This is a genomic window from Limnochorda sp. L945t, from assembly GCF_035593305.1.
Classification (GTDB): Bacteria; Bacillota; Limnochordia; order Limnochordales; family Geochordaceae; genus Carboxydichorda; species Carboxydichorda subterranea.
Genome location: NZ_CP141615.1, coordinates 733789 through 755305 on the forward strand (window position 1 = coordinate 733789; position 21517 = coordinate 755305).

Sequence of the window (21517 nt, forward strand, 5' to 3'; positions counted from 1 at the left end):
GATTGGAGAGGGTGAACTCGCTTTGGCGCAAGAAGCGACCGCCAGCGTAAGGCCCACGCCCAGGCGCCTGTCGCGCCGGCTGGGGGTGAAGGGCTGGGTCTACGCCGGGCGTTATCCCCTGGAACGCTACCTGTACACGCTGCACCGCATCGCGGGGCTGGGGCTGATGCTCTATCTCCCGCTCCACGTCTGGGTAACGGGCCAGCGGCTCAAGGGCCCCGAGGTGTGGGAAAGGACCATGGCGGCGCTGTCCACCCCCGTGTTCCGGTTCGGGGAGTTTTTGGTGCTGGCCGCCTTTCTTTTCCACGCGCTCAACGGCATCCGGTTGCTCTTGGGCCATCTCGGGTACAGCCTCGGGCGGCCGGCGACACCGGTCTATCCGTATCCTGTGGCGCTCCACCGGCAGCGGCCGCTGACCTCGATCCTCATGATCCTGGCCGGCGTGCTCATCGCCGTGGGGCTCTGGGAAATCGTGGTGGGCTAGCGTGCTAGCACGTGGGGGGCGAAGCGGTTTGCGAGAGTCGCGGCTGTGGGCCCTGCATTTGCTGTCAGGAGCGGTGCTCATCGTGCTGTTGTCGGCCCACATGGGGCTCATGCACTACGAGGGCATCCTGGCGAGCCTTGGCTGGGCGGGGGAGAACGTGCGCGGCTTCGCCTCGGTCGCCCAGCGGGCCAAGAGCACCATCTGGACCGTCTGGTACGTCTTGCTCCTGGTCTTCGCACTGTACCACGGGCTCTACGGGACCCGGCGGATCCTGCAGGAGGTCTGGCATTCGGCGCGAGCGGCCCGGGTGATCGACACGGTCGTACTCCTCTTCGGCCTGGTCGTCCTGGTCTACGGGGTGTACACGGCTGTTGCGGCCGCCCGCATGGGAGGGGCGTTTTGAGGGCGATGAGCAGAGCATCGGGAAGCGCTGCTGCGCCGGAGCGCGCGGCCACCGTGGAGCAGGAGGCTCCGTCTACGCCCGCGGCGGGCAAAGGGACCCCGAAGGCGGCCGGCTCCGTCACGCTGAGGGTGGCCCGGTTCGACCCGTACCGCGATACGGAGCTGCACTGGCAGACGTATCAGGTGCCCACGGTGCCGGGCATGACGGTGCTGGATGCGCTCTTCTCCGTCAAGGAGCACCAGGATGGTTCGCTGGCCTTCCGGAGCTCGTGCCGCATGGGCGTCTGCGGGTCGTGCGGGATGTTCATCAACGGCAAGCCCCGTCTCGCCTGCCAGACTCAGGTGGTGGAGCTCGGCGACACCATCGAGGTGGCGCCCCTGCCCAACCACGACGTCATCAGAGACCTGGTGCCGGACCTGACGCCGACCTTTGAGAAGCACCGGGCGGTCAAGCCGTACCTGATCCGGCAGGATGGGGCGGAGATGGAGGCTCCGACCCGGGAGTTCCGCCAGACCCCCGAGGAGATGGAGGCGTACCTCCAGTTCGCCTATTGCCTCAAGTGCAGCCTGTGCGTGGCGGCCTGCCCGACCGTGGCGACCGACCCGCACTTCCTGGGCCCGCAGGCGCTGGCGCAGGCCTACCGGTATACTGCGGATTCGCGGGATGGAGGCTGGGCGGAGCGGCTGCCCGTCCTCGACACGACGCACGGCGTGTACGAGTGCCACCTGGCCGGGGCCTGCAGCGAGGCGTGCCCCAAGGGGGTCGACCCGGCGTTTGGCATCCAGCTCCTCAAGCGAACGGTGGTGCGGGGCGGGCCGGACCGGGCGCCGGCGCCCGTGATGGGGCCTCTCCCGCCGCCTTCGGACAAGACGCCTGATGGCAAGCCGAGGCTCCAGGCGCCGCCGCCTACCGTGTGAAAGGGGCGGAGCGGGTCGCCTCCGCCAGCACGAGGGGCGTCAGCGCTCCCGGCAGCGCCCGCAAGAGGCGCAGGGAAAAGCCCTGATGGCGCACAGTGGCCAGGGTGTCCCGATCGAGGTGGCAGCCGCCGCCCACGGCCGACCAGACCGGGTTGACGGCCTGTTGCACCCTTCTCCACCGGGGGTGCTCGGAAACCACGTGCTCGAGCAGCAGCAATCTCCCGCCCGGCCGGAGCACCCGCCGGGCCTCGGCCATGGCGGCGGCCGGCTGGCGGGCGGTGCAAAGCACCAGGCTGTACACCAGGGAGTCGACGGTGCCGTCTGCCAGGGGCAGGTGCTCGGCATCGCCGCCCAGGACGGCCACGGGCACGGGGGCGCGCACGGCGGCCCGGAGCAGGTAGCGGCGCATCGCAGGGTCGGGCTCGAGGGCGAAGACGTGGTCCACACGGGCGGGGTCATAGAGCGCGAGGTTGACGCCGTCGCCCGCCCCTACCTCGAGCACCCGTCCCCGGGCCCGGCGCGTCAGCTCGCGGCGCAGCTGCCACAGGAAGGCAGGCTGTAGACGGGCGAAGACGTGGTGCATGAACCACGCGAAGGCTGGACGGCTGGTCCCCAAGGGCGGATCGACCACCTCTCTTCGGCTGGTGCCGGTGCCACATTGTAGCGCGCCGGCGGAAGTAGTATGGGGGACGGGACAAGCCACGGATGGGGGAAGCAACGTTGGAGTACGTGCGGCTCGGACGGGCAGGCGTCAAGGTTTCGCGGCTTTGCCTGGGGTGCATGAACTTCGGGTGGCGCACGGATGAGGGCGAGTCCATCCGGATCATCCACCGGGCGCTGGATGCGGGGGTCAACTTCCTCGACACGGCCAACGTGTACGGCAACAGGGGCGGTTCGGAGACTATCGTGGGAAAGGCGCTCAAAGGCCGGCGCGATCAGGTGGTGCTCGCGACCAAAGTTTTCGGCGAGATGGGCAGCGGTCCCAACGACCGGGGCACGAGCCGGCGGCACATCATGCAGCAGGTCGAGGCGAGCCTGCGGCGGTTGCAGACGGAGTGGATCGACCTCTACCAACTCCACCGGCCGGACCCGGATACCCCGATGGACGAGACCTTGAGCGCCCTGAACGACTTGGTGCGCCAGGGAAAGGTGCGGTATATCGGTACGTCTACCTTCCCGGCGTGGCAGCTCGTGCAAATGCTCTGGATCAGTGACCGCATGGGCTTCGAGCGGATCGTGAGCGAGCAGCCTCCTTACAGCATCTTCGATAGGCGAGTCGAGACCGAGGTGTTGCCCGCCTGCCAGGCTCACGGCATCGGGGTGATTCCCTGGAGCCCGCTGGCCGGGGGATGGCTGGCGGGCCGGTACCGGCGAGGCGCTCCCATCCCCGAGGATGCCCGGGCGTCCGACCCCAACCGGCGCAAGTGGATGGGCCTCGACGACGAGAAGGCAGGGCGCCGGTACGATGCGGTGGAAGAGATCGAAAAGCTGGCGAAGGAGCGGGGGGTCACCATCAGCCAGTTTGCCCTGGCCTGGGTGATGGCGCACCCGGCGGTGACGGCGCCCATCATCGGCCCCCGTACGCTCGATCAGCTGGAGGACAACCTGCGGGCCGCCGAGATCCGGCTGAGCGGCGAGGAAAAGGAGCAGGTGGACCGGGTGGTGCCGCCGGGCACGTCGCTGCTCTGAAGGCCGCGGGCTCGTTGCGAGGCGGCGCGGGCGTCCCCTGAGAGCTCCTGCTCGTTCAAAGCTCCTGCAAGACGTCGGCCAGGCGCTCCACCAGCGGAGCGACCTGGCCGGGGCGCGCGACGACCCGGCAGTAGACGGCGCCCTCCTCGGGATTGATGCTCACGTGACGCAAGAGCGGGGACGCCCCCGCCTCCACGAGGCGGGTGAGCAGGCGGCGGCTTTGTTCGCCCGAGTACAGCAGGCGGTAACGATGCCCTCCGCCCGTGACCCAGGCTTCGTGGAGTGCGGCCACATCGCGGATGCGGGGAGCGAGGACGCCGGGGGCGACCAGGTAGGCGTGGGCGCGGCTGCGCAGCGGCATGTTGGGACGCCACAGCAGGTAAAGGGTGTCATGGCGCCGCCATGCCCACGAGACGGGAAAGTAGAGCAGGCTGTGGCGGGGCAGGGCGGTCAGGGTCGCCTCCACCCGGTTGAGGTCGCCCCGGCGCACCACGTAGTCGGCGCGATAGCCGATGAGGCCGCCGATCCACGTGTACCGCTGATCCTTGGGGCGAAGGGCCCGCTCGCACTCGGCCGCGGTGCCGCGGATGATGCGCCAGTTGGCCCTCCGCCCCCACAGGTACTGCAGGTACGCCGCCCCGCCCAACAAGACGAGCCACCCCATCCACGGAGCCTGCCAGGCGTTCATGACGTTACACCACGTAGGCGGCCACGCGCCGGAGCGCCTCGACCCCGATGGGCTCGGGGGAGAACAACGGCACGTACCGGGTGGGGTAAGGAAAGACCGGGGCAGTATCAGCTCCGCAGGCCTGGCCGGGCTCGCCGCCGCGGGGAGCCTTGTTGACCACCACCAGGGCGACCGGGATGCCGAAGGCGGCGAGCTGCTCCAGGGCCCGAGCCGTTTCGACCGTGGACAGCGGATCGGGGTTCTTCACCATCAACACCCCGCACCTTTCGGGGTCCTGTAGTGCCGCCTGCAGATGCTGCATGGCTTCCCGGTACCGTTGCAGGATCCGGCTGATGGGGTCGCGCGTCTCGTCGGAGACCAGGACGACCTCTCGTTCGCCGAGGCGGGCGCTTTGAGGCCCCAGCACGTGCTCGACGGCCCGCCGCCGGTCGAGCAGGGCCCTTCGCACCTTTTGCAGCTGCTCTGCCCACCGCACGGAGAGCCCGGGGAGCGCCAGCACTCGCAGCGTGAGCCCCGTGGGCGGGGTATCCACCACGAGGACGTCGGCCTCCCGGGCCCGGGCGCTTTCCAGCAGCCGCCCCATCTCCTCCAGCACCGAGTGCTCCTCGACCCCGGGGGAGTAGCGCAGCGTGTCGAGATAGCCGTCGAGGTTGAGCACCTGCAGGTATCGATAGGCGTGTTGCACCTCGGAGGAGAGCTTTTCGAGGTAGCGGTCGAGCGCGCGGTCCGTGTCGACCTCGAGCGCCTCCAGGCCCGGGACGGAGGCAACGGGGGTCGGTTCGGGGCCGAGTGGTGCTCCCAGCACGTCTCCGAGGTTATGGGCCGGGTCGATGGAGGCGGCCACCACCCGGAGTCCCTGCCGTGCGAGGTGCACCGCGAGGGCGCCCGCTACCGTGGTCTTGCCCGTACCCCCCTTGCCGAGGGTGAGCAAGAGCGTGGGCCTGGCGTAACCGGCCCCCGCGGCGTGGCCGGCGCGGCCGAGGACCGACGCCAGGGCGCTCGACGGTGGGGCCACGCGCGGCGGGCCGTCAGAGGTCGAAGAGCGCTGCAATCTCCGCATAGACGTCGTCCATCTCCTGTGCCCGGGCCTTCATGACGGCAAGTTCCCGGCCCATCTCGGGCAAGAGGCGTAGCGCCAGCGGAGTGGGCGGCGACGGGAGCCCCACGAACGAGCCCAGCACCAACAGGGCGAAGACGTTTTCGAGCTCCCGCCGCTCCGCCTGGATGTAGCCCACCGCGCGCTGGCGCATCCAGTCGGCGAACAGACGGGCAACCAGCCGCAGCGGGCTTTTCATCTCACCGGCCGCCTCCCACGGGCACCCTGGCCAGCTCGACCCGGCTCTCCCGGTACGAGATGGAGAAGTCGGCCAACAGCAGCAGCGAAAGCGCCGCCATCAGCACGAAGATGCCCTTGATCACGGGCGAGGCGGGCACGGCCCAGATGTACCATATCACCCCGGCGAACACCGTGATCCACAAGAACACCCCGGCTGCCACCGTAGCCCAGCGATAACCGCCCGAAGCCCGCTGCACCTTGACGGCCCACATGGCCGACGTCAGCAGCGCGACGGCCGCCACCATCTGGTTGGCGCCTGCAAAAGCGGGCCAGACGGTATTGTAAGCGCCATCCCACGCGAGCCAACCGGCCAGGATGACGACGATGGCGCCGCCGACCCACCGGTTGGCGATGACCCGATGGAAGCCGGGCGACGACTCCTTGAGGGGCTCGACCAGCTCCTGCCACGTGAACCGGGCGAGGCGCGTGGCGGTGTCCATGGTCGTCATCACGAACGCGGTCACCCACAGCCCGGCAAACAGGGCCCCGAGGCGAGGGGCGAGCCCGAAGATCTGGTACAGCAACTCGCCGTAGCTCCGGTTGAACAGCCCCAACGCGCCGCCCACCGGGGCTGCCGCCTTGAGCAGGTTGTTGCCGAAGTAGATCCGGTCCGCTTTGAGCTGATCGAGCGAGATGCCCGCCTGAGCGAGCTTGTCCGCGACGGTGGACAGCACGGGCATCGCAAAGGCGCCCATCGTGACGACGACCAGCGTGGCGAGCAAGCCCTCGGTCAGCATCCCGCCATACCCGATCGGCAGGCCGTGGCTCTCCTTGTCGATCTGCTTGGAGGTCGTGCCCGAGGCGACGAGCGAGTGAAAACCGGAGAGCGAACCGCACGCGATCACGAGCGGGATGGCCGGCCAGAAGGGCGACGGCACGCCGCCTACCGCCGGAGCGCTCCACATCGTGAACGCCGGTAGCTGAATGCCTCGGAAGGTGAAGAGGAGTGCCACGACACCGAGCCCCAGCCCCACGAAGAGGATGTACGCGTTGAGATAGTCCCGAGGCTGGAGCAAGAGCCAGACGGGCAGGCTGGCGGCCGCCAGCGCGTACAGGCCCAGCACGACGATCCACGTATGGAAGCTGGCATGCCAGGGCCAGACGTAGCCGACCCACATGGCCAGCGCAGTCAACAGGAGCCCGAGCAGGGTGGCGACGGTAAAGTTCATCTTGTACCGGTAGTACAGCATGCCGAAGACGACGGCCGCGACGATGAAGAGCAGGCTGGAGGTGGGCACCTCGGGGTTGGCCACGAAGTTGGTGGCAGCGATGCTGATGAAGGCGGCCACGACCAGGATGAGCGTCACGTAGATGAACACCATCATGGTCCACGAGGTGCGCGGCTTCATGACCTTACCGGCGATCCACTGCACCGATTTACCCTCGCTGCGCACGGAGGCCATCACCGAGAGGTAGTCATGGACGGCGCCAATGACGACGTTGCCAAACCAGATCCACAGCAGCGCCGGCATCCATCCCCAAACCACGGCGATGGCCGGCCCGACGATGGGCCCGGCGCCCGCGATGGAGGCGAAGTGGTGGCCGAAGATGGCCAGCGGATGCCCGGGCGCGTAGTCGACGCCGTCGTACATGGCGTGGGCGGGAGTGGGGCGGCTGTCATCGGCCCGCACTACGGAGCGTTCGAGTCCCCGGCCGTAGGTGAGGTAGGAGACGACGTAGACCGCAACGCCGATCACCAGGAGCCACGTAGTCACCGCGCTCGCTCCTCTCCAGAACGCCTCGATGCTCTGCACTTCGGACGCGACTTCCAAGCAGGCTCTACGCGGTTGGCTCGACGGAGGGCCGGTGCCGTCCCACCTCCCCTCCGACGCGGGCCGTGCCGGACGGGCCACGGGAGAACCCGGGGTTCAAGGGAGGCGGGAGATAGGAGGGTCGATGCGGTTGAAACCAGATGAATGCCGTGATACAGGGCTCCCGCCCATTACATTACTTCGCAAACGGTCTCAGCACAAGCCTGCGATTCGCTCGCCGTGCTGCCGCCGTTCACCGAGCGGGGCTCTGCTCGCCGGGAGCCGCCATCGTCTCGGAAGCCGCCCACTCGACCACGTCCCGGAGCACCTGCTCGTGGTCGGGGTCGTTGAAGATCTCGTGGTAGACGCCCGGATACCATTTCAAGACTTTGCGGGGCTGCTCGATCCGCTCGAACACTCTCCGGCAAGTGGCAGGATCCACGATGGGATCAGCCGCCCCCTGCAGCACCATCACGGGCATCTCCAGAGGCACCGTGCCCGCCGACTCGATGGCCGCCGCTGCCCGGGAGCACTCCACGAACCACCGCACCGTCGCCCGCTTCGTCACCAGGGGATCCGCATCGTAGGCCCGGCCCACGGCCGGGTCGCGGCTGAGCGCCCCCGGATCGATGCCCGAGGGACGCTCGAGCGCCGGGAGGATGGAGGCCATCACGGGGGCCAGGGCCTGCTCCAGGGGGTTGAGGCGCAGTCGCAGCCGGATCCACGGCGCCGAGAGCACCAGCGCCGACAGGCGGCGAGGCCTCGAAAGGGCGTAGTGGAGCGCGATGAGACCGCCCATGCTGTGGCCGACCAGCAAGACCCGCCCGTCCGGGCGCGCCAGCTGGTCGAGGAACCGGTCCAGATCGGTCAAGTACTCCGAAAAGCGCTCGACCCACATGCGGCGCCCTTCGGAGAGCCCGTGCCCCCGCAGGTCGGGCACGAAGACGTCGTAGCCCCGCTCGCTGAGCCATTGCCCTACGTGACGGTAGCGTCCCCCATGCTCGAAGGCCCCGTGCACCACCACGACGGGCACGGCCGTCTCCGCCTCCGCCGCCGTCCATGAGCGGTAGAACAACCGAAGCCCGTCCTCCCCCGTGAAATGCCCGGTCTTCTCGTACATGGGGTCGCGCGGCTCCCGCCTATCGTCCCCGCAGATGGGGGTCGAGGATGTCCCTTAGCCCCTCGCCGCATCCGTTGATGCTCATGACCAGGAGCAGGATCGCCAGGCCCGGTATCGTCGACACCCACCAGGCGTCCACCAGGTGGTCCCGGCCTGCCGCCACCATACTACCCCACGCGGGGACGTCCGAGGGAGCCCCCAGCCCCAGGAAGCTCAGCGAGGCCTCCATGAGCACCATGTACCCCATCCTCGAAGTGGCGACGACGAGAAGCGTGGGTGCCACGTTGGGCAGGATCTCTTTCCACAGGATCCCGGCGCTCGATCGGCCGATCGCCCTGGCCGCCTCGACGTAGTCGCGGCCTTTGTGCGCCATCGTCTCGCCGCGAGCGATCCGGAAAAACTCCACCCACGCTTTGAACGACAGCGCCAGCACGAGATTGACCAAACCCGGCCCCAGGATCCCCATCACGAGGATGGCGAACAGCAGGTACGGAAAGGCCATCAACAGATCGGCGAAACGGGACACCACCTGGTCGAGCCGCCCTCCGAAGTACCCTGCGGCGGTCCCCAGCGCGGTGCCCACGACCCCCGAGATGACCACGGCCGCAGCCCCGACCGCCAGCGACAGCCTGGCGCCGTAGAAAAGCCGCGACACGATGTCGCGCCCGAGTTCATCGGTCCCGAGCCAGTGTCCCGGTGCCCACCCTGGCACGGGCCAGGGGGGCGAAAGGCGCTCCCCCAGGCTGAACGCATCCGGGCCGTACGGGGCGACGACCGGCGCCAGGACGGCCATCCCGGCGAACAGGAGCAACCCGATGGCGCCCGCGAGCGCCATGGGATGGTGACGCCAGCGGCGCAGCAGGTCGCGCGCCGGGCTCGGCCCGGGCGGCCGAGCGCCCTCGTACCCCTCCGGCACCTCCTCTTCGGCCACGGCGGCGGGTTGGGCCACGTGAGCAGCCTCGGCCACGGCCGTCAGGCGGAGGCCATGCGCGGGTTGAGCAGCGCGTAGGCGAGGTCGACCAGTAGATTGGCGGCCAGGAAGGTCAGCGCGTAGAGCATGACCGCTCCCTGGACGACCGGGTAGTCGCGCGCGAAGATGGCCCCCACCACCAGCCTTCCGAGGCCGGGCCAGCTGAAGACCGTCTCGACGATCATGTTGCCACCCAGCAATACCCCCATCTGCAGCCCCAGCACGGTCACGGCCGGTACCAGGGCATTGCGCAGGGCATGCCGGAACACCACGTGCCACTCGTCCACCCCCTTCGCCCGGGCTACCCGGACATAGTCGGCGCGCAGTACCTCGAGCATGCTCGATCGCACGACCCGCGAGAGGATGGCCGCCAGCTCCGCTCCCAGGGTCACGGCCGGCAGGATCAGGTGCAGCACGGCCGAGCGAAACACTTCCCAGTCCCGCGCGAGCAACGCGTCGATGGTCATCCACCCCGTGACGGCCGGCACGTCCATGCCGGGGTCGAGCCGGCCCGAAGTGGGCAGCCATCCCAGCGCGACCCCGAAGACCAGGATGAGCACGAGCCCCAGCCAGAAGGCGGGCATGGAGATCCCGGCGAACGCCGCGCCCATGGTTGCATGATCCAGGAAGCTGCGGTGGCGCAAGGCAGCGATCACCCCCGCCGGCACCGCGACGAGCACGGCAAAGACCCCTGCTGCCACCGCCAGCTCCAGGGTCGCCGGCAGCGACTGCCCGATGAGCTCGGTCACCGGCTGGGAGTTGCGGATGGAGCGCCCCAGGTCCCCGTGCAGCAGCCTGCCGGCGAAGCGCACCGCCTGTTGCCCCAGCGGGCGGTCGAGGTCGAGCTGGGCCCGAAGCGCCTGGATTTCCTGTTGGCTGACGTTGCCGGCCTGGCCCATCATGGCGTCCACCGGGTCCCCCGGCAGCAGCCGCAACAGCAAGAACGTCAGCAACACGACGCCGGCTGCCAGCGGCACCGCCGATACCAGCCGGCGCACCACGCGCACGCCTTTCACCCGTACTCTCCCTTCTGGGGTGCCGTCGGCCTCACCGGACGGCGTAGCCCGCCTCCTGCAGGAGCTGGCGCGCCTTGTCGGGGTCGTACGGGTAGGGCTTCAACCGTTCGTCGTAGCCGAAACCGCTCGGCAGCATGGCCGTTGCGACCCGGTGCGCGTACCCCCGGTAAAGGGCTTCGAGGATCTCGTCCCAGTCGACGGCGTAGTTGAGCGCCCGGCGAACCCGGGGATCCTTCAAGCGGTCGTTGTTGAGCTCGATCTCGTAAAGCCGCGTGCCGGGCGCCACCTTGACCTGCACGCCCCGTGCCCTCTCCAGCCGGTCGACCGCGTCGGGCGGCACCTCCTGGATGATGTGCGCCTCCCCGGCCAGCAGGGCGGCGATGCGGCTGCCCGGTTCGGGCATCATGCGGAAGACGATCCGGCGGATCCTGGCCGGCCCGACCGGCGGGAGTTGGGGCGAACCGCCGTAGTAGCCGTCGAATCGCTCCAGCACGATGTCCCCGTCGAGGCGGCCGCGCACGAACTTGAACGGCCCCGCGCCCACGGGATGCCGGACGAACCCGGCGAGGCCCACTTGCTCCATGTACTTGTGCGGCACGATCTGCGTGTGGACGAGCAGTTGCAGGAAGACGGGGGAAGGGTTTTTCAACGTCATCTTGACGGTGTAGTCGTCCACTTTCTCGACTTTGGACAGGGGCCCCAGCAGCCCGAGCCTGGGCGACGGGCGGCCGTCGAGCCCCTTTGGGGAGAGGATGCGCTCGAACGTGAAGACCACGTCCTCGGCGGTCAACGGGTCACCGTTGTGGAAGCGGACGCCTCTGCGCAATTTGAATACATACGTCGTGGCATGGGGCTGCTGCCACGACTCGGCGATTTCCGGGACGACCTCGCCGTCGGGGGTGCGGGTCACCAGCCCGTCGAACATGTTGCGCAGCACCGTCTCGGTGTCCCGATCCCGGTGATCGGCCGGGTCGAAGCTCTGGATACGATCGGCGCGTAAGCCCACGACGAGGGTGGTGCCGCCCTGGAGTTCCACGTCGTGGAGATTGATGCGGTTGTCGACCGAGGGGCGCCAGTTGCTCACCCGGGCCGACGCCGCCTCGATGGTGTCGAGGTAGTATCCGAAGATCCAGGGTGCATCCTCGTACAGGATGCGCTGCGCCTTCACGTAGGCGTCCCGGGCCTTGGCCTCGTCCATGGTGGTCGACGCTGCGTCGAAGAGCCGGTCGACTTCCGGATTGGAGTAAAACGAGAAGTTGCCGCGATCTTGCGTGCGCAGCTTGGGAATGGCCAGATCGAACGGCGAGAACGTGGCGCTTCCCCAGTCGGTGGCGTAGGCGTCTCGGGTGCCTTCTTGCGCCTCGGCGAGAAGCGTTTGGTATTCCCACACCCGGACCTGGGCGTCCACCCCGATCTGCCGCAGGTACCCTGCGATGGCCTGGAGCTCGGCCTCCCGGTTCTTGGCTCCGTCGAGCACGAGCCGGAGCACCTTGCCCTGGGCGAGCGCACCACCGGAAACGCTGCTCGACAGGCCTACCAGCAGGCTCGCCAGGAGCGCGGGCCACGCCAGAGCCTGCCCCCACCGGGACTGCGTGCGTCGAGCCATGGCCGTCCCCTCTTTCCGTTGATGGCGTCGCGTGCTGCCCGCGGACGTGCGCGGCTCTGGGGAACCGGCGCGAGGTACGGGTGCGGCTGGGGCAGCGACTCGGCGAAGCGTACGAAAAACCCCGGGTCACGGACCCCGGGGCGCTGGCAACGAGCCCCGTGGGCACGCCCCTCTGCCACGCCTGCGAGGTTAGCTGACGGGCTCGGGCAGCCGAGGTTGCCCTATCGACCTTACGGTCGAATTCGCCCCGACCTTGGGTCCCCCGCTCCGCCGGGCCGAGCTCCGGACCCGGCGGATTCGGCGATCAGGTGGCCGCACGTGTGCGGGCGCACTATCCAGTTGTGGGTGTCACTGCATACGATACCATCCCCATTTTACGCCATCGGGCGCGACCGGGTCAAACGACGGGCGGACGGGAGCAGACGGGGGAGGACGGAGGGGTGCCGGGAAGCTCGAGGGCATGAACGCTTCGCGGTTTCGCCATCCGAAGGTAACACAGGGGAAGCGCGAAGGCTCGATGCTATGACCATAAACATGGCAGGGAAGGTGGACGCCAACCACCCATGCGGCCGCTGCATCGGTGGGCCATGGCCGCTGCCACCCTGGCCATCGGGCTCGCGCAGGCCCTGGCGCTGGCCGCCCCGCCGGCTCCTCCCCGACAGCCGGCCAGCGGTCCCGGGGGCCGGGACTACTCGCACGCCCGGGTGGTCATGAGCCGGGGCGGGGTGGCCGACCGCGAGTACTGGATCTTCGAACCGGCCGACCCGGCGCCGGTGCAGGCGCCCGTCGTCGTCTTCCTGCACGGGTGGGGAGCGATGCTCCCGGATCCATACGGTGCCTGGATCGAGCACCTGGTGCGCAAGGGCAACATCGTGGTCTTCCCGCGCTACCAGGCCACGTTGACGACGCCTCCGCGGTCCATGACCGACCATGCCGTGGCAGCGGTGCGGCAGGCCCTGGGCCAGCTCTCTTCCGGCCGCCACGTGCGGCCCGATACCCGGCGCTTCGCCGTGGTGGGCCACTCCCTGGGCGGCGTCCTGGCCGCCAACCTGGCCGTCCGCGCACGCTACGGGCAGCTGCCTCTCCCGAAGGCCGTCATGGTGGTCGAGCCGGGCGATCCGCCCGAGACCGCCATCTGGTTTGCCCGCAAGCAGCCCAGCATCATGGAGGATTACGCCGGGATCGACCCCGGCACGCTCTTGCTCGTGGTCGCCGGTGACGCCGACCGGACAGTGGGAGAGCGGACGGCCCGTACGGTGTTTACACTAGCTCAGGTCGCGGCCGGTAACAAAAACTACGTGATCGTCCACAGCGACCGGCACGGTCGGCCGGCCCTGGTGGCCGATCACTATGCCCCCGCCGCCTTGGTGCCGCAAGACGCGCCCGAGGCCCCGGAGATCACCGTGGTGCCCGCCTGGATGCAGTCCGTCGCGTTGCGCCTGCTGGGTCTCGTCACGGGCCGGGTCGACGTCACCCGAAGCGTGGGGCCGCCCGACGCGCTGGACTATTTCGGGTTCTGGAAACTCCTGGATGCCCTGCTCGACGCCGCGTTCTACGGGCGTTGCCGGGCCGTGGCCCTGGGAGACACGCCGGAGCAGCGGTTCATGGGCACGTGGAGCGACGGGGTGCCCGTCCGGCCCCTCGAAGTCTACGTGACCCTCCCGCCAGCCGCCCTGCCGGGGGCGCCTTCCCGGGCTCACGCCGGCGCGCCCGAACAGGCCGGAGCGCCCTGACCGTCACGCGGCGAACCGGGCCGGGACACAACGGTCCAGGATCCACTGGGCGGCCTCGTCGAGCACCTCGTGCAGGTGGGAGGCGAGGGAGTGGTCGGCACCCTCCAGCCACCGGAGCGTGAGGGGCGCCCGCACCCGAGCAGCGTGTCGCTCCACCTGCGCCGGGTCGGCCAGGGGATCCTGCGTACCGGAAAACCAGAGCATGGGCGTCTCGATGCGGTCGAAGGTATCCTCGGCCGCCGGGAAGCTGCCGTCCGGCATGTGCAACGGAAAGCCGAACAACACCAAACCGGCAAACGGCCGCCGGGAGGCCGCCATGACCGAGACCCGGGCGCCGAGCGACTTGCCGGCGAGCACGGTCCGTTCGGGAGGCAGACCCAGCCGGGTGCCGACCCAGTCCAGCACCGCGGCCAGATCCTCCCCCTCCGGATGGAGCGTGGGCGTCGTCTCGCCCCGCACCCGGTAGCCGAAGTCGAAGCGTACGGCCGCCAGGCCCCGTTGTGCCAGGCGCTGGCACAGGTGGAAGCTCAACGGGTGAGATGCGTCGTGGCTGGCCCCGTGCATGGCGACGACCACGGCTGCCGGCGTCACCTGGTACGGCAGGTGGAGAAAGACGGGCAGCGGCGTGCCCCGGCTGCCCGCGACCCGGGCCTCTTCGATGCCTCCCCCGATCATGGCGTCCAGCTCGGCGACCATGGCGTCCCGCAGCGACCCGTCGGCGTATGCCTGGAGCAGCTCACGGCCTGCGTCCCTGCCTGCCCGGGACGCCTCGGCGATGAGCGCGTTGGCCCTGGCCGGCCGTTCCACGAACCGGCCCACTTCCTGCCACGGTCCTTCCGGGGCCTCGCGCACCGCCACGGCCAGCGGGATCTTGGGGCGGCCAGCGGTCAGATGGCGCTCCCGCAAGTCGGGCCGTTCGTCACGGCGAAACAGCCGGAGCGGCACGCCGCCGGCCTCCGCCAGGCGGGCCAGCACGGGCACGGTGGCCATGCAGTCCGGGCACCACGCTTCGGCCAACGCGTACAGCCGCCCTCCCGAGGCGGCGAACGCTCTCGCCCGCTCCCGTACCGCCTCGGGGATGTCCGGTGCCTGCTCGTAGTACCGGCGCATCCGGCGGGCCGAGGCTGAGGGCGACGCTTCGACGAACGACTGGAACGAAGTACCAGACTCCCATTGCGAACGATCGATGAGCGACGGCAAGACCACGCTGCCCAAAGCCCGCACCCCTCTCGTACCGGCCGGTGAACCGCCGGCCTCCCAGGAGCCACTCACTTCTCGGAGTCAGAGGAGGCGCGCCCCACGCGCCGGATCCATTCTAGTCCGGCCTCGAGCCGGGTGCAGGAAAGGTGAGGTGGCAACGGTGGGGTTCGGTGCGCAATGCCGTGGGATGAGGCACGTCGTGGCGCTGGCCGCCGGGCTGTCGCTGGTGGCGGGCGCGGCGCTCGTAGCCCGGGCGCAGTCGGACGAGACGTGGGAGACGCCCCCGGGCGAGGAGATGCCCTCCGGGATGAGCGACGTCCTGCCCGCCGAAGGAGGGGTGGCCGGGGTTTACGGTGAGGCCGGTTACCAGCGGTTCAACCTCGACGAGATCAACTCGGCCTTGGCAGGAAAAGGGCTCCCCCAGTTCCAGCAGGATGGGTTGACGCTCGCTTGGGGCTTCGTCGCCGGGGCGGACTCCCTGCAGATCCGGGGCGGCGGCGCGCACTCCCGGTTCGAGAGCAGGGAAGAGGGGAAGGGCTTCAGCCGGCTCACCATCGACGACGGGTATCTCGGGGTACACTGGACCCTCGCCGGCAACCAGACCGTGCGGCTGACGGGTGGCGGCAACGTGGGGCTTGCCCAGGTGGCGCTGGAGACGTATGCAGCCAGCGCTCCTGTGCAACTGGGCAGCACCGGCGGGTCTCGCTACACCCGGTTCATGCTGACGCTCGAGCCGCAGGCCGCCGTGCAGGTCTACTTCACCCCGCGGGTGGGGCTCGAGCTGCGGGCGGGCTACCGGCTGGCCACCGACTTCTGGAACGCCAAGTGGGCCAGGGCCGACGGCCAGACTGTCGATCAGACCCCGGCCGTCCTCAACGGCCCGACGCTGCGGCTGGGGCTGCTGCTGGGGAGCTTCTGAGGCGGGCCTCCGAGAGGGGCTGACGGGCGCCGCTCGGGCCAGGGCGAGCGCAGGCGAGGCCGATGGCGGCTGCCGGGCGTTCGATTGACACGATCGGCCGGGCACCGTATCATGGTGCTCGGCTGCAAGGCTGTCGAGCACGGCAGCCGAGCGGCCTCTCGGCCGGCAGGCGGGTGTAGCTCAATGGTAGAGCACTGGCCTTCCAAGCCAGGTACGGGGGTTCGATTCCCCTCACCCGCTCCACTCCCGGGGCGCCCGTAGCTCAGGGGATAGAGCAGGTGCCTTCTAAGCACAAGGCCGCAGGTTCGAATCCTGCCGGGCGCACCAGTCGTGGCCCGGGTTTGTTCCAACCGAGCTGGATGGCTCCTGCCACGACGCGGGCCGTGGGCCCGAAACCCGCCAAGGCGCCGGAAGCAAGGTCGTCACCAACGAGTTGCGCACCACGGCCACTTGCCTCGTGCCTGCTTTCCGAGAGCCGCCCCGCCCATGGCCACGAGATCCACCGGTGGATCCGGATCCGGCAAATGGGTCGCTGATCCAGCGTCCTTCCCGGCGGATGGGCTCGTGGACCCAGGTCAACAGCGCCACCATGGCGTGGATGACAGCCGCCACCTCGTAGTCCGGTCGGACGTCCACGTCCGCCAGCAACGCCATGACGCCGCACCAGCTTGACAGGAGTGACCGGCGGCATATATTTTGGAGTCCGAAACATATGCTCTGCGAGGGAACGGCATGGCGGCGCAGCACGCGGACTCGGTGGCTGCCCAGGTGGCGGCGGGGCTGGTCAAGCTCAGCCTGGCGTTGCGGCACGAAGCGTGGAAGGAGGCCAGGGGCGGCGGCCTCACGCCCACCCAGGGGCAGGTGCTCAGTTGGCTGCTCCTTCAGGCCCCCGGGCAGTGTCCGACTCCCGGAGAGCTCGCGAAGGCGCTGGCGCTGAGCCCCGCCACGGTGAGCGAGGCGCTCAGGACCCTGGAGGCGAAGGGGCTGGTGCGCCGCCGGCAGTCGGGCGACGACCGCCGTTCGTTTCAGTTGGCGCTCACCGGTGCCGGAAGCCGGGTCGCGCAGGCCAGTGCGGGGTGGGCCGACTTCCTGGCGGTGGCCGTGGATAGCCTGCCACCGGCGGATCAGGTGGCCCTGCTGAGGGTGCTGGTACGCCTCATCCGCACCCTGCAGCTCCAGGGCAAGATCTCCGTCGCCCGCATGTGCGTGAGCTGCACGTACTTCCGCCCGTTCGCCCACCCGGATCCGGAGCGCCCCCATCACTGCAATTACGTCGATGCGGCCTTCGGCGACGGGCGGCTTCGGTTGGAATGTCCGGATTACGAGCCCGCACCTGATGGGCGGCAGGAGACCGCGTGGGAGGCGTGGGCGGGGAGGTGGGAGAGGGCGGCCGAGACTTGAGGCAGGGTTGGGGGCTGTTGACCGTCCGGCTTTAGGACACACGTGCTGGGCCCGTCGACGGGCTTTCGCCGAAGGCGTGATTCGAGGAGGAGGCGTTGAGGTGAACAAGCGTCCAATCCGGCTGGCAGCTCTGGGAGTGGGCTTGGCGGCCCTCGCCGCCGTGAGCGTGGTGGGGCTGGTGCGTTACGGCAGCGGGGGAGAGGCGGCGTCGCCGCCCGTCCGAAGTTACACGGTGACGATGAAGTTGACGAAGGCGACCGTCGCCGACGTGCCTACCATCGCCGTCACCAATCTGCCTGCCGACGCCATCGCCTACGAGGGCGACGGCGTCGAGTTCACCATCGTCAACGAGAGTCCCATCGACGAAGGGTTCGCCATTGACGCTTACGGGATCAAGGAGGTACTGAAGCCGGGGGAGACCCGGAGGGCGCGCATCCAGCGGGTGCGGGCCGGCGCGTACCCCATCTACTGCCAGCTTCATCCTTTGAGCGTCCACCAGAGCGGCACGCTGCTGGTTTTGCCGAAGCCGTAACGGAGTGCCGCGCGGCGGAACGGCGCGTCATGTTTTGGTTCGAGCCGAAAGGCGGCACAGAGCCGTTCCTCGTAGGCCGGTTCCCCATCTTCATATGGGAGGCGGAAGACGGTCAACAATTCTATGGGTTCCCGGCCGAGACGCACGAGCGGGGGGTAAAGGTCGCCTTGCATGGGGTGGGTCCGCCCTGCAGCCCGGAGACGATCGACCGAGCGGTTCGGGAAGAGGAGATCGACGTGATGCGCTCCTATCTGGCGGATCGCATCCCTGCCCTCGACAGCACGTGTCTTGAAGCGCAGACGTGCATGTACACCAATACCCCGGATAGACACTTCGCGATCGGGTTGCATCCGCATCACTCGGGGGTGGCCTTGGCAGTGGGGTGCTCGGGGCACGGCTTCAAATTCGCCAGCGTCATCGGAGAGATTCTCGCCGACCTCGTAATCAACGGGAATACCCGGCACCCCATCTCGTTGTTCGATTTAAATCGGTTTGCCTGAGAGCGACACGGTGCTGCACTGCTTCGGGGCTCGTCCAGGTGCGCGGGTGTTCTCCCGGACGCCCCGACGCGAACTGGAAGCGTTTATACCCGACCGGCTCGGGCCGGGGGCCACGCCAGACGGCCACCGGTCGCTGCCCGGTCCCGGGGCGGAGCAGGGGGAGACCGTCAGGCTCCGAGAGCAGGAGGGAGAGAGATGCGGGACCTTGCCATCCATGCAAGGCTGGCCGCGCGGCCCGTTGCCGCCATGGCCGGCTTGTTGTTGCTCGTCGCAGTGTTGCGGGTGTGGGACACCTTCTGGCTGCGGTCTGACCAACGGTTCGGCGAGCAGGTGGTTGCCAAGGGAGCGGGGTTGTTGCTGGTCCTAGCCTACCTGTGGCTTTCGGGCGTCGGGATGGCCGGGATCGGCTTTCAGGGCCGCAACTGGCAGCACGCCGTCCTCGTCGGCGGCGGGGTCATGCTGGCGGGCCTGGGGGCAGGGTACCTCGTCGAGTGGCTGTCCCTCGCGGCCTCAGGGGCCCGTTTGAGCCGGTGGCGGCGCTCTCGCGACTCCTGTAGGCGTCGAACTCCGCGTGGAGCGTGCGCTGGGGCCTATCGACTTTCGTTGCGCCGGCTTGTGGACGTGGTGTTGGGCGTCGGTCTCGCATCCTCCTTTGCCGTGGCAGCCGGCGTCTTCATGATGTCGCTGCCGGTTGAGAACGCGCCAGGCGTCTCTCCGGAGGACATCGGTCTGGCCTACGAGGACGTGGTGATCGACGGGTCCCGTGGGGCAGACCTCCGCGGCTGGCTCCTCCCCGCGCGGGGTGCGCGGCGGTCCGTGATCCTGGCACCGGCGGCGATCCTGGCACCGGCGGCAGGCGAGAATCGAGCCGAGATCGGCGGCGATACGTCCTTGCCGCTAATCAGTAGACGAACGTATCCTCGACCGTATCCGGGCCGACCCAGTGAAAGAGCGGGGTGATCCGGTCGCCCGGGCAGATCGGGATCAGGTCCCTGGCCGCTACGTGGCTACCCTCGGCGGTCCCGGGCCAGGCGCCGACGACCTCCCCCTCCCAGGTCTCCGGGTCGAGGACCACTAGGAGGTCGACCTCACGCCCGTTGAGCAGCACCGGGACCGTCCACTCCACCGCCGTCTCGCTGGCGTTTTGTTCAAAGAAGGAGATGAGGTATCCGTTGAGCGCCGGCAGCTCGTTGGGCAGGTACCGGATGACGTCACCCGTCTCCTGGTCGTACAGGGCCCCCCTGACGACGCCTCCCGGTCGTCTCCGGCCACGGTGACGACGTAGTACTCGTCGCCCTCGTCATCCACCAGTATTTCGGGTTGGGTTGATACCAGCCTCACAGGGGGCCCGGCGCGAACAGGTAGCGGGCGTAGGTCTCCACGAAGTCGTGATACGCACGAGTAAACGGCGTCTGGTCGTGATACCTGGCGAGGTTTTCTTCCACCCCCTCCTTGTCCCTGAACAGGAGCCACACGCTGGTACGCAAAGTACTCGCGTGCCCCCGCGTCATCCCGCAGATCCCCGCGACGCTGAGTACCGCCGCCAACGAGGCGACAAGCAACAGCAGGTGGACAGGCATTCGGTTCATACGATGCATTCCAGTCACTCCCTGCTCGCCAACAGCTTGGCGCACACTGGGCTCAACGCCGACAACCATGAGGGGGACGGTTCCGGTCCGGCCGGCATACGCGAACCGGGCTTCCGAGCAGCCTTTAACCGGGACGCGACCCACCTTGACGAGGAGGACGCCGTTGGCAGCGCGGCCATGGAACCTTCCAGCCTGGGTCGGGGAGCTCTTCCGTACCAAGTCACGGCTGCAGATGCTGGAGGTCTCCCGAGAGGCAGGCCGGAGGCTGCGCCGGCAGCTGACGGCCCTTGACCTGACCGTCTTCGGGGTCGGGGCCATCATCGGGACCGGCATTTTCGTGCTTACGGGCGTGGTGGCCGCCCGCTTCGCAGGACCTGGCGTCATCCTCTCCTTCGTGCTGGCGGGGGTGGTCAGCGCCATGGCTGCTTTCGTCTACGCGGAGCTGGCCGCCATGGTGCCGGTGGCGGGCAGTGCTTACACGTACGCGTACGCTGCCCTGGGCGAACTCGCCGCCTGGGTCATCGGCTGGGACCTCATTCTGGAATACACCGTTGCGGCGGGTGCCGTGGCCATCGGGTGGTCCGGCTACTTCGCCGACGTGCTGGAAAGCCTCGGGCTGCCCATCCCGCACGCGCTGATCGCCGGCCCCCTGGAAGGGGGTGTGATCAACCTCCCTGCCGTGGTCATCGTGGCCGTGCTCACGGCCCTGCTGATCCGGGGTACCCGGGAGAGCGCCGAGGCCACCCATCTGGCCGTGGCCGTCAAGCTCCTGGTGCTGGCGCTCTTCCTCGCCGTGGGCATCCCCCGCATTCACCCTGCTCGCTGGCGGCCGTTCCTCCCCTTTGGGCCGGAGGGCGTGGTGCGAGGCGCCGGCTTGATCTTCTTCGCTTACATCGGATTCGACGCCGTCTCGGCGGCGGCTGAAGAGGTCAGGCGGCCGCAGCGGGACCTCGCGCGCGGCATTCTCGGCTCCCTGGGGCTGTCGAGCCTGCTCTACGTGGGCGTGGCCGCCGTGTTGACCGGGATCGTGCCCTACACGGAGCTGAACGTCCCCTCTCCCATTGCGGCGGCGCTTCTCCGGGTGGGACTTCGTTGGGCGGGGGGCCTCGTCGCCGTGGGGGCTCTGGCCGGGCTCACCAGCGTGCTGCTCGTCAACCTCTACGCTCAAAGCCGGATCTTCTTCGCCATGGCCAGGGATGGGCTGCTCCCGAGCCTCTTCGCCAACACGGGGCGAGGTCAGACGCCCCGCTGGGCGGTGCTGTTGACGGGCGCCGGGGTGGCCGTGCTGGGGGCGCTTCTGCCCGTGAGGGTGGTGGCCGAGCTGGCCAATATCGGTACCCTGGCTGCGTTCATCATCGTCTCCGTCGGGGTCATCGTGCTACGGCGGGTCCACCCCGAGTGGGATAGGCCGTTCCGCGTGCCTTGGGTGCCGTGGCTACCGGCCCTGACCGCTCTCGCCTCCTTCTACCTGGCTCTACAGCTTCCCCGGCTGACGTGGATGCGCTTTGCTGCCTGGCTCGCCATGGGCCTCATCCTCTATGCCACCTACGGGCGACACCGGTCGCGCCTCGCTGCCGGCTAACGTACGGCATCGACGGGCCGCCGATGAGCCTGCGCGACGTCTACGACGCGGACATCCTGTTCATCATCGGCTTCAACGCGG

At 69.0% G+C, this 21517-nt stretch carries 23 protein-coding genes, 2 tRNA genes and 1 riboswitch; of the genes, 13 read left to right on the forward strand and 12 right to left on the reverse strand.

The window, feature by feature from the left end:
* The first annotated feature begins 22 nt into the window (after positions 1-22).
* The 3 genes from sdhC to U7230_RS03350 are packed head-to-tail and all read left to right on the forward strand — an operon-like array spanning position 23 to position 1804.
* Positions 23-484, forward strand: a complete 462-nt coding sequence (gene sdhC / locus U7230_RS03340) for a succinate dehydrogenase, cytochrome b556 subunit (protein WP_324717326.1) — start codon at positions 23-25, stop codon at positions 482-484.
* 28 nt (positions 485-512) lie between these two features.
* Positions 513-887: a succinate dehydrogenase/fumarate reductase transmembrane subunit gene (locus tag U7230_RS03345; RefSeq protein ID WP_324717327.1), complete on the forward strand. Its 375-nt coding sequence runs from the start codon at positions 513-515 to the stop codon at positions 885-887.
* Positions 888-892: 5 nt separating this feature from the next.
* A complete protein-coding gene (locus U7230_RS03350) occupies positions 893-1804 on the forward strand; it encodes a succinate dehydrogenase/fumarate reductase iron-sulfur subunit (RefSeq protein WP_324717328.1) in 912 nt (303 codons plus the stop codon).
* Here U7230_RS03350 and U7230_RS03355 read toward each other — a convergent pair.
* Positions 1794-2420 (reverse strand): class I SAM-dependent methyltransferase, encoded by a 627-nt coding sequence (locus U7230_RS03355; RefSeq protein WP_324717329.1) that lies wholly within the window; start codon positions 2418-2420, stop codon positions 1794-1796. The two genes, U7230_RS03350 and U7230_RS03355, sit on opposite strands and share 11 nt — an antisense overlap.
* Positions 2421-2509: 89 nt before the next feature.
* Between U7230_RS03355 and U7230_RS03360 the strand changes: the two genes are divergently transcribed.
* Entirely contained in the window at positions 2510-3493 is a 984-nt protein-coding gene (locus tag U7230_RS03360) for an aldo/keto reductase (RefSeq protein WP_324717330.1), read from the forward strand.
* Positions 3494-3548: 55 nt separating this feature from the next.
* Here U7230_RS03360 and U7230_RS03365 read toward each other — a convergent pair whose 3' ends face one another.
* From U7230_RS03365 to U7230_RS03400, 8 genes are all read right to left on the reverse strand, one after another.
* The gene (locus tag U7230_RS03365) at positions 3549-4181 is read right to left on the reverse strand and encodes a hypothetical protein (protein ID WP_324717331.1); all 633 of its coding nucleotides are present in this window, start codon (positions 4179-4181) and stop codon (positions 3549-3551) included.
* A gap of 4 nt (positions 4182-4185) precedes the next feature.
* Complete coding sequence (locus U7230_RS03370) at positions 4186-5196, reverse strand: ArsA family ATPase (protein WP_324717332.1); 1011 nt, start codon at positions 5194-5196, stop codon at positions 4186-4188.
* Between the two features lie 13 nt (positions 5197-5209).
* Positions 5210-5476, reverse strand: coding sequence for a DUF7990 family protein (locus tag U7230_RS03375; RefSeq protein WP_324717333.1), 267 nt, complete (start codon positions 5474-5476; stop codon positions 5210-5212).
* A 1-nt stretch (position 5477) separates the two neighbouring features.
* Positions 5478-7232 carry a carbon starvation CstA family protein gene (locus U7230_RS03380; protein WP_324717334.1) on the reverse strand — a complete coding sequence of 585 codons (1755 nt, stop codon included), beginning with the start codon at positions 7230-7232 and terminating at the stop codon, positions 5478-5480.
* A gap of 289 nt (positions 7233-7521) precedes the next feature.
* Complete coding sequence (locus U7230_RS03385; protein WP_324717335.1) at positions 7522-8388, reverse strand: alpha/beta hydrolase; 867 nt, start codon at positions 8386-8388, stop codon at positions 7522-7524.
* A 19-nt stretch (positions 8389-8407) separates the two neighbouring features.
* Positions 8408-9337, reverse strand: coding sequence for an ABC transporter permease (locus U7230_RS03390; RefSeq protein WP_324717336.1), 930 nt, complete (start codon positions 9335-9337; stop codon positions 8408-8410).
* 23 nt (positions 9338-9360) lie between these two features.
* Positions 9361-10374, reverse strand: a complete 1014-nt coding sequence (locus U7230_RS03395) for an ABC transporter permease (RefSeq protein WP_324717337.1) — start codon at positions 10372-10374, stop codon at positions 9361-9363.
* A gap of 31 nt (positions 10375-10405) precedes the next feature.
* Positions 10406-11980: an ABC transporter substrate-binding protein gene (locus tag U7230_RS03400; RefSeq protein WP_324717338.1), complete on the reverse strand. Its 1575-nt coding sequence runs from the start codon at positions 11978-11980 to the stop codon at positions 10406-10408.
* A 163-nt stretch (positions 11981-12143) separates the two neighbouring features.
* A riboswitch (cyclic di-AMP (ydaO/yuaA leader) is annotated at positions 12144-12293 on the reverse strand.
* A 250-nt stretch (positions 12294-12543) separates the two neighbouring features.
* On the opposite strand from U7230_RS03400, the gene U7230_RS03405 reads away from it, so the two are divergent.
* Positions 12544-13713 (forward strand): alpha/beta hydrolase family protein, encoded by a 1170-nt coding sequence (locus tag U7230_RS03405; protein WP_324717339.1) that lies wholly within the window; start codon positions 12544-12546, stop codon positions 13711-13713.
* A 3-nt stretch (positions 13714-13716) separates the two neighbouring features.
* Here the strand turns inward: U7230_RS03405 and U7230_RS03410 are convergent, their stop codons facing one another.
* Positions 13717-14919 carry an alpha/beta family hydrolase gene (locus U7230_RS03410; protein ID WP_324718178.1) on the reverse strand — a complete coding sequence of 401 codons (1203 nt, stop codon included), beginning with the start codon at positions 14917-14919 and terminating at the stop codon, positions 13717-13719.
* Between the two features lie 181 nt (positions 14920-15100).
* On the opposite strand from U7230_RS03410, the gene U7230_RS03415 reads away from it, so the two are divergent.
* From U7230_RS03415 to U7230_RS03445, 7 genes are all read left to right on the forward strand, one after another.
* Positions 15101-15832 carry a hypothetical protein gene (locus U7230_RS03415; protein ID WP_324717340.1) on the forward strand — a complete coding sequence of 244 codons (732 nt, stop codon included), beginning with the start codon at positions 15101-15103 and terminating at the stop codon, positions 15830-15832.
* Positions 15833-16001: 169 nt separating this feature from the next.
* Positions 16002-16075 (forward strand) — tRNA-Gly (locus U7230_RS03420).
* An 8-nt stretch (positions 16076-16083) separates the two neighbouring features.
* Positions 16084-16159: transfer RNA gene (locus tag U7230_RS03425), tRNA-Arg, on the forward strand.
* Between the two features lie 405 nt (positions 16160-16564).
* Entirely contained in the window at positions 16565-17233 is a 669-nt protein-coding gene (locus tag U7230_RS03430) for a MarR family winged helix-turn-helix transcriptional regulator (protein WP_324717341.1), read from the forward strand.
* Between the two features lie 100 nt (positions 17234-17333).
* Positions 17334-17765: a cupredoxin domain-containing protein gene (locus U7230_RS03435; RefSeq protein ID WP_324717342.1), complete on the forward strand. Its 432-nt coding sequence runs from the start codon at positions 17334-17336 to the stop codon at positions 17763-17765.
* 29 nt (positions 17766-17794) lie between these two features.
* Positions 17795-18265 carry an FAD-dependent oxidoreductase gene (locus U7230_RS03440; protein ID WP_324717343.1) on the forward strand — a complete coding sequence of 157 codons (471 nt, stop codon included), beginning with the start codon at positions 17795-17797 and terminating at the stop codon, positions 18263-18265.
* Between the two features lie 195 nt (positions 18266-18460).
* Positions 18461-19225, forward strand: coding sequence for a hypothetical protein (locus U7230_RS03445; protein WP_324717344.1), 765 nt, complete (start codon positions 18461-18463; stop codon positions 19223-19225).
* Here the strand turns inward: U7230_RS03445 and U7230_RS03450 are convergent.
* Positions 19167-19391 (reverse strand): hypothetical protein, encoded by a 225-nt coding sequence (locus tag U7230_RS03450; protein ID WP_324717345.1) that lies wholly within the window; start codon positions 19389-19391, stop codon positions 19167-19169. The genes U7230_RS03445 and U7230_RS03450 overlap by 59 nt on opposite strands.
* 211 nt (positions 19392-19602) lie before the next feature.
* Positions 19603-19854: a hypothetical protein gene (locus U7230_RS03455; RefSeq protein ID WP_324717346.1), complete on the reverse strand. Its 252-nt coding sequence runs from the start codon at positions 19852-19854 to the stop codon at positions 19603-19605.
* Between the two features lie 232 nt (positions 19855-20086).
* On the opposite strand from U7230_RS03455, the gene U7230_RS03460 reads away from it, so the two are divergent.
* A complete protein-coding gene (locus U7230_RS03460; protein WP_404980625.1) occupies positions 20087-21436 on the forward strand; it encodes an amino acid permease in 1350 nt (449 codons plus the stop codon).
* Positions 21437-21517: the final 81 nt, after the last annotated feature.

Excerpts from the sequence above, each read along its gene's own strand:
- U7230_RS03460 (WP_404980625.1), top strand. The coding sequence starts at position 20,087 with ATGCTGGAGGTCTCCCGAGAGGCAGGCCGGAGGCTGCGCCGGCAGCTG.
- U7230_RS03365 (WP_324717331.1), bottom strand. The coding sequence starts at position 4,181 with ATGAACGCCTGGCAGGCTCCGTGGATGGGGTGGCTCGTCTTGTTGGGC.
- U7230_RS03415 (WP_324717340.1), top strand. The coding sequence starts at position 15,101 with ATGAGGCACGTCGTGGCGCTGGCCGCCGGGCTGTCGCTGGTGGCGGGC.
- U7230_RS03360 (WP_324717330.1), top strand. The coding sequence starts at position 2,510 with ATGGGGGAAGCAACGTTGGAGTACGTGCGGCTCGGACGGGCAGGCGTC.
- U7230_RS03385 (WP_324717335.1), bottom strand. The coding sequence starts at position 8,388 with ATGTACGAGAAGACCGGGCATTTCACGGGGGAGGACGGGCTTCGGTTG.
- U7230_RS03350 (WP_324717328.1), top strand. The coding sequence starts at position 893 with ATGAGCAGAGCATCGGGAAGCGCTGCTGCGCCGGAGCGCGCGGCCACC.
- U7230_RS03455 (WP_324717346.1), bottom strand. The coding sequence starts at position 19,854 with ATGAACCGAATGCCTGTCCACCTGCTGTTGCTTGTCGCCTCGTTGGCG.
- U7230_RS03400 (WP_324717338.1), bottom strand. The coding sequence starts at position 11,980 with ATGGCTCGACGCACGCAGTCCCGGTGGGGGCAGGCTCTGGCGTGGCCC.
- U7230_RS03430 (WP_324717341.1), top strand. The coding sequence starts at position 16,565 with ATGGCGGCGCAGCACGCGGACTCGGTGGCTGCCCAGGTGGCGGCGGGG.
- U7230_RS03440 (WP_324717343.1), top strand. The coding sequence starts at position 17,795 with ATGTTTTGGTTCGAGCCGAAAGGCGGCACAGAGCCGTTCCTCGTAGGC.
- U7230_RS03375 (WP_324717333.1), bottom strand. The coding sequence starts at position 5,476 with ATGAAAAGCCCGCTGCGGCTGGTTGCCCGTCTGTTCGCCGACTGGATG.
- U7230_RS03445 (WP_324717344.1), top strand. The coding sequence starts at position 18,461 with ATGCGGGACCTTGCCATCCATGCAAGGCTGGCCGCGCGGCCCGTTGCC.
- U7230_RS03405 (WP_324717339.1), top strand. The coding sequence starts at position 12,544 with ATGCGGCCGCTGCATCGGTGGGCCATGGCCGCTGCCACCCTGGCCATC.